Source organism: Corynebacterium sp. 212_CJEI, assembly GCF_001055915.1.
Taxonomy (GTDB): domain Bacteria; phylum Actinomycetota; class Actinomycetes; order Mycobacteriales; family Mycobacteriaceae; genus Corynebacterium; species Corynebacterium jeikeium_D.
The window spans coordinates 1-10,339 of sequence record NZ_JVPT01000035.1 but is presented as its reverse complement, the minus strand read 5'-3'; the positions used below and the strand labels follow the sequence as shown (position 1 = coordinate 10,339).

Sequence of the window (10,339 nt, the reverse complement as noted above, 5' to 3'; positions counted from 1 at the left end):
GCACCCGGCTTTGCCGCCGCTGGTGCAGCAGGCTTAGCGCCTGGTTTTGCAGCTGGCTTGGCACCCGACTTAGCAGCAGCCTTGGTAGTTGGGGCCTGGGCAGACGCGTCAGCACCTGCGCCAGCATTCTTCTCTTCGTAGACCTTCTTCATCTTCCTGACGACGGGTGGTTCCACCGTCGAAGAAGCGGTCTTAACAAACTCGCCCTGAGCCTTCAGCTCGGCGAGTAGTTCTTTGCTGGTGACCCCGAGCTGCTTAGCGAGCTCATGGACACGTAGCTTTCCGGACACTGCTCTCCTCACTAGTGGGGGCCGAGCAGCGCCCGATGGCGGATTTGTCCGCGCACCGAGAGCGCCTGCAGGGCTCCCTCTTATCTATTGCCGTTCATCGCTGATGCTTCATCGTGTGCTCATCAGTGTTCAGGTCTTTCTGTTGTCATTTTTCCTGCCTCCCTGCTTAGCGACACGCACATCGTCAGCGGGGGCGAAACCCTCCGCCGCTTCGTAGTGCGTGGCGATAAACTGTTTAACCGGAAACGCATCTACCTGCGTAGATACCTTCAGTGCGCGGCCAAATGCACGGCGCTTGTCGGCGATCTCCCAAGCCTTTAGTGTTGGGGTGATCCAGGCACCTCGCCCCTGCATCCGACGATGCGGATCAGCAACGACGGCTACTGAGCCATCTGAACGGGTGGTGGCGACAATGCGTAGCAGCTCCGAGCAATTGTGGCGCTGCTTAGTTGCAATACAGGTACGTGTGGGTGCAGGCGTATGAGTTGTCGAATTCGGGTTTAGCACCCGCGAAGTCGTCATACTCCTGACGCACCCACCTTCCTGCTAAGAAATTCAGCGCGAAAATTCGCATAGGAAAATCACGCCTTGTCGTTTGGCCACCTCCCAGCATAACCCGAAAAGGCGGAAAAGTGCCAACCCCCTAGGCACTTTCCCGCCACTTTCGCAACCGCTGGGACGCTGACGTTGTGTCTACTCCGCGTCGGAGTGGATATCGATTCGCCAGCCGGTCAGACGAGCCGCCAGACGGGCATTCTGTCCCTCCTTGCCGATAGCAAGAGAGAGCTGGTAGTCGGGCACCACAACGTGTGCACGGCGCTCGTCCATGTCCAGAATCTTGACACTAACTACCTTGGCGGGCGCCAGCGAGTTACCAACGAACTTCGCCGGATCCTCGTCGTAGTCGATGATGTCAATCTTCTCGCCCTTGAGCTCATTCATAATCGAGTTCACACGCTGACCGCGGGGCCCAATGCAGGCGCCCTTAGCGTTGAGGCCCTTGACCGTGGGGCGTACAGCAACCTTGGTGCGGTGACCGGCCTCGCGCGCAATGGAAATCAATTCCACTGCCCCATCGGCAACTTCCGGAACTTCAAGTTCGAAGAGCTTACGAATGAGCTCCGGATGCGTGCGTGACAGGTGAATCGCAACACCGCGCGGTGTCTTGTTCACACCGACGACGTAGCACTTGATGCGGTCACCGTGCTTGAGTTCCTCACCTGGCAGCTGCTCAGCCGGCATCAGAATACCGTCTCGGCCGTTGGCCTCCGAACCGATGTGGACGACGACAATGCCCTTTTCATTGGCATAGACATCGCGCTGGACCACGCCGGAAATGACCTGATTAGACAGGTCTGCGTATTCGTCGAGAACCTTATCGCTCTCCGCATCCCGCAGACGCGAAAGGATGGTCTGACGAACAGCGAATGCAGCGGTACGCTCGAAGTCCTCCGGAGTGTCGTCCCATTCGGAGATGAGATTGCCCTCGTCGTCTCGCTCCTGGGCAAAGACTATGACGTCACCGGTCTCACGGTCGATTTCGACGCGCGCATACTGTGCCGGTGCGGTGGTGTTACGGTAGCTTTCACGCAATGCTCGGGCGACCAGTCCCAGCATTTCGTCGACAGGAATACCCTTTTCCTTTTCCAAGGTTCGCAGGGCAGCTAGTTCAATCTTCACTTGTTATCCTCCAGCCTGGTCAAGGCATCGTCATAGTCTAGTCCCGCAAAATCCTTCTCGGCTGCGGGCGGATTAGAGAATTCAACTTGTACCACTGCACGGGCCACATTGGTTAATTGGACACGCTGGCCAACAGCCTTCAAACGTCCCTTTGGCCCCTTAGAGGTAACGAGAATGATGGATTCTTCATCCGGCGACAGCGCACCAATGCGGGCTGCAATCGCGGAACCGTCGGCAAGCGAAATCTCCGCAATACGACCACGGTTACGACGCCAGTGCCGAGGCTGGGTCAGCGGTGCGTCAATACCAGGAGTGGAAACTTCCAAGGTGTAGCCCTGAGCGCCGAAGTCCGCTTCACCACGTGCCTCCGCGGCATCCAGAGCCGAAGATACTTCATACGTGGCCTGTTCCAGAACATCGAGGTCAGGACGCTCATCTGCGTCAACTAACACAATGACCTGTGACTTTGCGCCGGCGCGAACGACCTTGACATCTTCCACATCCAGGCCGATTTGTGCGAGCGCCGGGCTCACAAACTGTTCAATTTTCTCGGGTGCGGGTATCGCCATAGTCGTAGAGTCTACAGGTCAAGTACTAGGAATTGCGCACCTGGGCACTTTCCCGCACCGCATTGACACAAAGTGTCGGCCGGCGTGGCACCATAGTGAGGTGATTGTTGAACCTCCCTCCCCCAGTTTTGCTTCCGCATCGCATCGCACTCGTACTCTCTCGCGCCGTGGCTTCCTCGCTGCTGCTCTCGCCGTGGGATCACTTCCTGCGCTTTCCGCGTGCTCGCATCTGGTGGCACCGCGCCCCGATTACGCCATTGAGGTTCTCCATGCGCTGGCGGCGCGCGATGCACAGTCGCTTAGCGACGCCAATCCTGACCTCGCAGCTGTGCGCTCCGCGCAGGTAACGGAACTGGATAAGGAAATCACACGCGCCTGCGGTACCCACAAGGACGGTAAACCTGTCGATGAATGTGGCTCGGACGTAGCAGTCCCAGGATCCCTGGTTACCGGTTCCGATGCGAAATTACTGCTCACGGACTCGCGAAACAATCCCGTACTGACGAATGCCCTGGATTCACGCACTGCATTGCGGGAGGAGCACACTGCGCGCCTCGCCACGGCTGTCGATGGCGGTATCGTCCTCGCTCTGCGTGTTGCGGGCGCTGAGTGGGAGGAGCTTGTCCCATTGATTCCCAGTGACAGGGATGAAATCTCGGGTGCCGAAGAACAGATGACTAAGGCACTGCAAGCCGAATACATGATGATTTACGGTGTCGGCGTAGCCGCACCACGTGTCGGAGGCGATACCACTACTGCACTTTTGGCCCGTGGCGAGCGCCACCGAATTTTGCGCGATCGTGCCCGACTAATTTTGGAGGATTCCGACGTTGAGGTGCCGGAGAGCGCACCTGGCTATATGCCGGAAGGCGCTCCTTCGCCAGATACGGCACCCGTCGATTACATGATTGCATTGGAGCGCTATTGTGCCCAGGCGTGGGAAGACGTATTGCTCGCTGCTAATAACCCTCGGATGCGTATGTTCGCGCTGCAGGCAGCTGGCGTGGCTGCCGCCGGAGCGGCAGCGCTAGGTGGCAACAACTTGGAGCCGTTGCCCGGGCTCTAAGCCTTGCGAACCAGCTCCGCGACGTGAGCTGCAATGCCGTCAGCGGCGACCTCGTCGGTCTCGTTGGTCAGGCGGTTACGCAGCTCCACCTTGCCGTCCGCGTAGCCACGGCCAAAGATGACCACAAACGGCATACCCAGCAGCTCGGCGTCCTTGAACTTCACACCGGGGCTGACCTTCGGACGGTCGTCGAAAAGCACCTCAATGCCCTGCTGGCTGAGGTCTTCCGCCAGCTGTTCAGCGGCCTCAGCTGCTTCGGCGTTCTTGCCGGCCACAGCGATGTGAACCTTGTACGGTGCCGCGGCAACTGGCCACTTGAGGCCCTTTTCATCCAACTGCTGTTCCGCGAGGACAGCGACCAGGCGGGACACGCCAATGCCGTAGGACCCCATCGTCGGACGAGCACGCTTACCGTTGACATCGAGGATGTCGATTTCAAAGGCGTTGGTGTACTTGCGGCCCAACTGGAAAATGTGACCGATCTCGATTCCGCGCTCGATCTTTAGCGTGCCATGCCCCTCCGGAGCCGGGTCGCCGTCACGCACCTCTGCGACATCGCAAATACCATCAATCTGGAAGTCGCGACCAGCGACCACATCGACGATGTGCTTGCCTTCCTCGTTGGCTCCTGTAATCCAATTTGTGCCCTCCGCCACGCGGGGGTCAGCTAGGACCTTCACACCGCGATCGGCGAGCCCCTGCGGGCCGACGTAGCCCTTGATCAGGAAGTCATTGGCTGCGAAGTCCTTGTCCTCCAGCAAGCGCGCCTCACCCGGTTCAAATGCGACTTCAAGACGCTTTTCATCGACCTCACGGTCACCGGGAACCAGGATTGCGGTGAGCTGTTCCGGCAGGGCGTTGCCCTCCTTATCGACCTTCTTCGGGTCGACGGCGACGAGAACGCACTTCAAAGTATCGGCAGCAGTGACCTCGCGTCCGAGGTCCGCACCATTGGCCCAATCAACAAGTGCTGCGATTGTGGTGCAGTTCGGAGACTCGTAAACCTTCGCCTCCGGTTGTCCCTCAATCGGCTGCGGTTCGACTGCCGGAATCTTCACGGCTTCCACATTGGCGGCGTACTCACCGTCGGTGGAGACTACGAAGGAGTCTTCGCCACTTTCACTAACAGCCAGGAACTCCTCGGAGGCCGAACCGCCCATAGCGCCGGAGGTGGCGTGGCAGATTTCGTACTTAATGCCCAGCCGGTCAAAAATTCGCTGGTAGGCACCGCGGTGCTGCTGATAAGAATTCTCCAGCCCCTCGTCGTCCATGTCGAAGGAATAAGAGTCCTTCATCACGAACTCGCGGCCACGCAGAATACCTGCACGCGGGCGAGCCTCGTCGCGGTACTTGGTCTGAATCTGAAACAGCGTCGTCGGGAAATCCTTGTAGGAGCTGAAAAGATCCTTGACAGCCAGCGCGAACATCTCTTCGTGCGTCGGCCCCAGCAGGTAGTCCGCGCCCTTGCGATCCTTCAGACGGAACAGCTCGGGGCCGTATTCGGTCCACCGATTCGTCGCCTCGTACGGTTCACGCGGGAGCAGTGCAGGGAATGCCAGCTCCTGTGCGCCAATGCCTTCCATCTCCTCGCGCACAACCTTCTCTACGTTGCGCAGAACCTTCAAGCCCAGTGGCAGCCAGGAGTACACACCAGGGGCAGTTCGCCGGATGTAGCCGGCACGGACGAGCAGCTTGTGGCTAGGGACCTCGGCGTCAGCTGGATCCTCGCGCAGTGTGCGCAGGAACAGCTGGGACATTCGCGTAATCATGAATGCTGATTTTACCCGTCGATCATTCTTCGCAACATGCGGGGCATTACTATGGTGCCCATGCTCGTAGTCCTACCCCCATCTGAAACCAAAGCCACTGGTGGCAGCCATCCCGCAGTGGACTTTTCCTCGCTGAGCTTCGGCTCCCTCAACCCCATCCGCGAGCGCATTGCAGCCGATCTCGTGGAGTTAAGTGCGAACAGGGAGGCCGCGATGAAAACACTGAAGCTGGGGCCACGGCTTGCTGACGAAGTCACAGCTAATGCCGCGCTCCTAGAGTCGCCGACCATGCCGGCTCTCGAGCGTTATACCGGGGTGCTCTACGACGCACTCTCCCCCAGCGATTTGCCGGAAACCGGCCGTGCTCGACTCGCCATCGGGTCAGCGCTCTTCGGTGCCATTGGCGGAGACGACCTCATCCCCCACTACCGTCTCTCTGGCACGGTCAAGCTCCCCTTCGCGGATCAGCCTGCCGACGCAGCTCCGACGATGAAGCGCCGTTGGGGCACCGCCATCACCGAGGCTCTCAATGATGTCGACTTCCTCATCGACCTTCGTTCCGGCACCTACGCCAATTTGGGCAAAGTCAAGAGCGCGACAACGATGACCGTGCTCACCGCCGAGGGCAAAATCGTCAGCCACTTCAACAAGCACTACAAGGGCCTATTTGCCCGCGCCATCGCCCTTTCCGACACGGCACCGACCTCCCCCACAGAGGCCGTCGACATCGCACGCGCCGCAGGATACGACGTCTCGCTTGACGACGACACCCTCATCTTCCGCGTCCCGGAAAACTAAATGTCGTCGTTGTAGCGCTTCCGGCCTGCCACAATGGCGGCAATGAGCGCAATGACAGCGATGAAAATGCTGTCGTATCGCGAGCCTTCTCCGCCGAGGAGAAGGAGGCGGAAAATAATCATGGCTCCGAGGTAGAACACCAGGAAGGTCGCAGCGCCCATCCAGATGGCGCTACGCAGCTGATCGTCGGCAAGCAGTCGAGTAACAAGCCCTGCCTTTTGCTGCTCTGGCTCTGGTTTCTTCGACTTGTTGTTGCTCGACTTGTTGTTCTTACTCATCGCCCTCATCCAGGCCCGCGACTTCACCGATGACGATAACGGCGGGCGGCTTGATTGCCTCTTCGACCATTTTCTCGCCAAGCTCGCCGAGTGTGCAGCGTAGCGACCTCTGATTCGGCAGCGTGCCGTCCTGGATGACCGCAGCCGGAGTCTTCGGGCTGCGGCCGGCCTTCATCAGAGCCTCGGCAATCTTTGGCCCGTTCTTAACTCCCATAATGATGGCAATAGTGCCGTGCATCCGGCCCAGCGCATCCCAATTGACCAGCGATTTCCTGTGCCCCGGTGGGACGTGACCGGACACAACAGTGAATTCATGGTTGACGCCACGCATAGTAACTGGGATGCCAATCGTCCCCGGTACCGCCAGTGCTGAAGTAATACCCGGCACAACGCGAACCGGTACCCCAGCCTTCTGTAGCTCCTGAAGCTCTTCAAAACCGCGGCCGAAGATGTACGGATCGCCACCCTTGAGCCGGACCACAAAGTAGCCCTCACGGGCACGATGAACTAGCAGTTCATTGATGCGCTCCTGAGCCATGGCGCGGCCGTAAGGAAGCTTGCCGGCATCAATAATCTCGACATCCGGCTCCAAGTCACCGAGCAGCGACAGTGGACCGAGGTGGTCTGCAACGACAACGTCGGCAAGCCGGAGCAAGCGACGCCCCTCAACGGTAATCAGACCGGGGTCGCCCGGGCCACCACCCACAAGCGCGACCTGACCAGCGAGGTCCCCAGCGCGCGACGCGCGACGGCCGGTCAGCGCCACAGGAGTAAGCGGGCTGGAAGCCCCGGTTTCATCATCGACGAGAATACCTCGGCGGTGTCCCTCTAGAGTCACCTCACGCAGCAACGCCTCGTCACAGCAGACCATGAGAGCCTTGCCCCAGCTCATCGCCTCGGTAAAACCGGTGCGGGTCAAAGTAATACGGCCGTCTGCAGCCCAGGCCTCAATCGCAGTTGTTACTTCCCCACCTTCACACACAGTGACATCAGCGCCAGAGTCCAACAGCCGAGGAATCACGCGCTCTGCAGCCGTGGAACCGCCAATCACCAACACACCGTAGTCTTTGAGAAGCAAACTCATAGCTAACACTTTACCCGGCGCACGAAGCGACAAAGCGACTGACGTTCCCCGGCGCACCCGCCGGATGAACATGCAGGTAACCGGCATGAATCCGCCCAGACTCGGAAACAAAGCCGTCGCGAACTGTTTCGCCTTGATATCCACGCCAACCCCAGGCTGGTTGCCACCCGGCCGCAGCAGCGACACTTGCGGTGTCATCGGTGAGGGCTGTCTTGTGGAACTCGTGACCGCGCACGCGCGTTCCTACCGGGCACAGCGCAGAATCAGTCAGCGCCACAGCCTCCCGGTACCCCAGCTTCAACCGTGCCATGTGCGCTCGCCCCGGGATGATGCCACACATACGGCGCCCACCGAGATCTTCAAGCAGCCAGAGCAGCCCCGCGCATTCGCCGTGAATCAGCGCACCATCATCGGCAGCCTGACGTAGATCGCGGCGAATGTCATCACGAATAGATAGCGCGTCGGCATGCTCTTCCGGGAATCCACCGGGCACGATGTAGCCTTCGGCTTCCGGCAGTTCGTCAACCAATGGGTCAAAATCCACGACCTCGGCTCCAGCGGCCTGCAATAGCTCACGGTGCTCTGCATAGGTAAACGAGAACGCAGGACCCGCCGCGACCGCCACGCGCACGCGGCGATTAAGAGCCAGCGGTGCAACGAACTGTGCAGGGGCCCATGGTTCAGCTGGATAGGGCTGCCGGGCAAGCTGGATAATCCGGTCGATGTCGATGTAGGTTTCCACCAAGTTGGCCATCGATTCAATGACCGCTTCTAGCTGCTCACCCTGCTCGACTGCAGTGACCAGCCCCAAATGCCTGCTGGGCACCTCAATATCAGTCACTCGCGGAATAGCGCCGAGCACCTCGACCCCCATGGCCTCCACAGAACGGGTAATGATGTCCGCATGCCGCGGGCTGCCCACCTGATTAATAATCACGCCACTGACACGGACGTCAGTGCGAAGCGTGGAGAAACCGTGGACAACAGCCGCCGCCGACTGCGACATATGCCGGGCATCAATCACCAACACCACCGGAAGGCCCAACAGTGAGGCAATCTCAGCCGTCGAGCCCTCCACCGATAGCGGGTCGTCACCAATGCGGCCGTCGAAAAGCCCCATAACCCCTTCGACCACCGCAATATCGCTGTCGGCAGCTCCATGTGCGTAGAGCGGCCCAATCATCTCAGGCGCGCACATAAAGGAATCCAGATTGCGCCCGGGACGACCAGCGGCTACCCCGTGATAGCCAGGATCAATATAATCGGGTCCGACTTTGAAAGGTGCCACCGCGTGACGACGCGACAGTGCACGCATCAGCCCCGTGGAGATTGTCGTCTTTCCCGTGCCTGAAGCTGTCGCCGCGATGACAATTCCAGGCGCTACCACTCGATGCCCTTTTGTCCCTTACGTCCGACATCCATCGGGTGCTTAATCTTGGTCATCTCCGTCACCAGATCCGCGACCTCCACGAGCTTCGGATCCGCATCGCGGCCAGTCATCACCACATGCTGGCGGCCGGGACGGTTCCTCAATGTCTCCACCACATCGTCGACATCAATCCAACCCCACTTGATTGGGTAGGTGAACTCGTCGAGGACGTAGAAGTCGTGCACCTCATTTTCCAGGCGCCGTTTAATCTCCTGCCATCCCTCGGCAGCAGCTGCCGCATGGTCCTCCTCAGTGCCCTGCTTACGCGACCAAGACCAACCTTCGCCCATCTTGTGCCATTCGACCGGGCCGCCTTCCCCCGTGTCGTCGTGAAGCTCGCCCAACCGGCGCATGACAGCTTCCTCGCCAACCTTCCACTTTGCCGACTTTACAAACTGGAAGACACCGATATTCATCCCCTGATTCCACGCGCGCATCGCCATACCGAATGCCGCGGTGGACTTGCCCTTACCTGGGCCCGTATGCACCGCAGTAATCGGAATCATGCGACGCTGCCTGGTGGTCAGTCCATCGTTGGGAATTGATTTGGGGTCAAGCTTTCCTTGTGCCATGGTCTCGATGATAGGCATGGACCACGCCCGCCACGGCTTCGGCATTGAGTTCGGAGAGATTTATGCAGGTCGCACCCAATTCCACGCTGAGTTCCTGTGCCAGCCCCAGCCGCACGCGAGAGCGCTCACAGTCGATAACCACCGTCGCCGCCAACGCTTGACGACGGATCTTTGCGGCCACAGCCCTCGCCTGCTGCAGGCCATTTTTACCCGTTGCTCGGCCGTCGGAGAGCAAGACCATGATTGCGCGCCGTGTGGGCTCCCTATGGGCTTCCCGAACTACCACTTCGTGTGCCTTCAGCAATCCTTCGGCCAATGGAGTTCGGCCACCAGTGCGGACATCTGCGAGGCGACGTACTGCGGTGTCGATAGACTTCGTCGGCGGTAAAACTAATTCGGCGTTATTTCCGCGGAAAGTAACGACAGCGACTTTATCGCGGCTTTGGTAGGCATCACGCAGCAGCGATGTGACCGCGCCGGTGACGGCTGCCAGACGGTCGCGTGCTGCCATGGAACCCGAGGTGTCCACGACAAAGACGACCAGATTGGACTCAGTTCCCTGTCGAATAGCGCCGTGAACGTCCTCCGGTTCCAGGGGAATCATGGAGTCGCCCATGCGGGCGCCACGATTGGCCGCCGCCAGCACTGTCGCCGGCACGTGGAGACCATGGCCTCCCCGCTCGGCACCAATGGTGCTGCCCCGCGGGCCAATGGCCTTGGAACGCCGACCGGAATCCCCTTGGCCGACACCGTCAACGCTGATTTTACGAACGGCGAAAGGGGGCGCCTTCAGCGGCGCGACCT

Annotated in this window: 12 protein-coding genes; 2 read left to right on the top strand and 10 right to left on the bottom strand. The window is 59.7% G+C overall.

Features of this window, described 5'->3' with window-relative positions; translation table 11 throughout:
* The 4 genes from ADB02_RS03255 to rimP form a co-directional block, all read right to left on the bottom strand.
* Window positions 1–290, bottom strand: a 290-nt coding sequence (locus ADB02_RS03255) for a translation initiation factor IF-2 N-terminal domain-containing protein (RefSeq protein ID WP_049189653.1), incomplete at its 3' end; no start/stop codon positions are given.
* A gap of 129 nt (window positions 291–419) precedes the next feature.
* Window positions 420–812 carry a YlxR family protein gene (locus ADB02_RS03250; protein WP_016422585.1) on the bottom strand — a complete coding sequence of 131 codons (393 nt, stop codon included), beginning with the start codon at window positions 810–812 and terminating at the stop codon, window positions 420–422.
* 171 nt (window positions 813–983) lie between these two features.
* Window positions 984–1,970: a transcription termination factor NusA gene (nusA, locus tag ADB02_RS03245; protein ID WP_016422584.1), complete on the bottom strand. Its 987-nt coding sequence runs from the start codon at window positions 1,968–1,970 to the stop codon at window positions 984–986.
* On the bottom strand, window positions 1,967–2,539 hold the full coding sequence (gene rimP / locus ADB02_RS03240) for a ribosome maturation factor RimP (protein ID WP_016422583.1): 573 nt from the start codon (window positions 2,537–2,539) through the stop codon (window positions 1,967–1,969). Before rimP ends, nusA begins: the two co-directional genes overlap by 4 nt.
* 100 nt (window positions 2,540–2,639) lie before the next feature.
* Between rimP and ADB02_RS03235 the strand changes: the two genes are divergently transcribed.
* The gene (locus ADB02_RS03235; RefSeq protein WP_049189652.1) at window positions 2,640–3,605 is read left to right on the top strand and encodes a DUF4439 domain-containing protein; all 966 of its coding nucleotides are present in this window, start codon (window positions 2,640–2,642) and stop codon (window positions 3,603–3,605) included.
* On the opposite strand, the gene ADB02_RS03230 is transcribed toward ADB02_RS03235, so the two are convergent.
* A complete protein-coding gene (locus ADB02_RS03230) occupies window positions 3,602–5,374 on the bottom strand; it encodes a proline--tRNA ligase (RefSeq protein ID WP_016422581.1) in 1,773 nt (590 codons plus the stop codon). The genes ADB02_RS03235 and ADB02_RS03230 overlap by 4 nt on opposite strands.
* 60 nt (window positions 5,375–5,434) lie before the next feature.
* Here ADB02_RS03230 and ADB02_RS03225 point away from each other — a divergent pair, with 60 nt between their 5' ends.
* The gene (locus ADB02_RS03225) at window positions 5,435–6,172 is read left to right on the top strand and encodes a YaaA family protein (protein WP_049189654.1); all 738 of its coding nucleotides are present in this window, start codon (window positions 5,435–5,437) and stop codon (window positions 6,170–6,172) included.
* Here the strand turns inward: ADB02_RS03225 and ADB02_RS03220 are convergent.
* From ADB02_RS03220 to ADB02_RS03200, 5 genes are read right to left on the bottom strand one after another with little or no spacing between them, the layout of a single operon-like run.
* On the bottom strand, window positions 6,169–6,450 hold the full coding sequence (locus tag ADB02_RS03220; protein ID WP_239271971.1) for a hypothetical protein: 282 nt from the start codon (window positions 6,448–6,450) through the stop codon (window positions 6,169–6,171). The genes ADB02_RS03225 and ADB02_RS03220 overlap by 4 nt on opposite strands.
* Window positions 6,443–7,534 (bottom strand): uroporphyrinogen-III C-methyltransferase, encoded by a 1,092-nt coding sequence (gene cobA / locus ADB02_RS03215; RefSeq protein WP_049170808.1) that lies wholly within the window; start codon window positions 7,532–7,534, stop codon window positions 6,443–6,445. Before cobA ends, ADB02_RS03220 begins: the two co-directional genes overlap by 8 nt.
* A gap of 10 nt (window positions 7,535–7,544) precedes the next feature.
* On the bottom strand, window positions 7,545–8,921 hold the full coding sequence (locus ADB02_RS03210) for a cobyrinate a,c-diamide synthase (protein WP_049189650.1): 1,377 nt from the start codon (window positions 8,919–8,921) through the stop codon (window positions 7,545–7,547).
* Window positions 8,915–9,535 (bottom strand): cob(I)yrinic acid a,c-diamide adenosyltransferase, encoded by a 621-nt coding sequence (gene cobO, locus ADB02_RS03205; protein WP_042389270.1) that lies wholly within the window; start codon window positions 9,533–9,535, stop codon window positions 8,915–8,917. Before cobO ends, ADB02_RS03210 begins: the two co-directional genes overlap by 7 nt.
* Window positions 9,516–10,298, bottom strand: a complete 783-nt coding sequence (locus ADB02_RS03200) for a vWA domain-containing protein (RefSeq protein ID WP_049170936.1) — start codon at window positions 10,296–10,298, stop codon at window positions 9,516–9,518. The genes cobO and ADB02_RS03200 overlap by 20 nt, the downstream gene beginning before the upstream one ends.
* Between the last annotated feature and the right edge of the window lie 41 nt (window positions 10,299–10,339).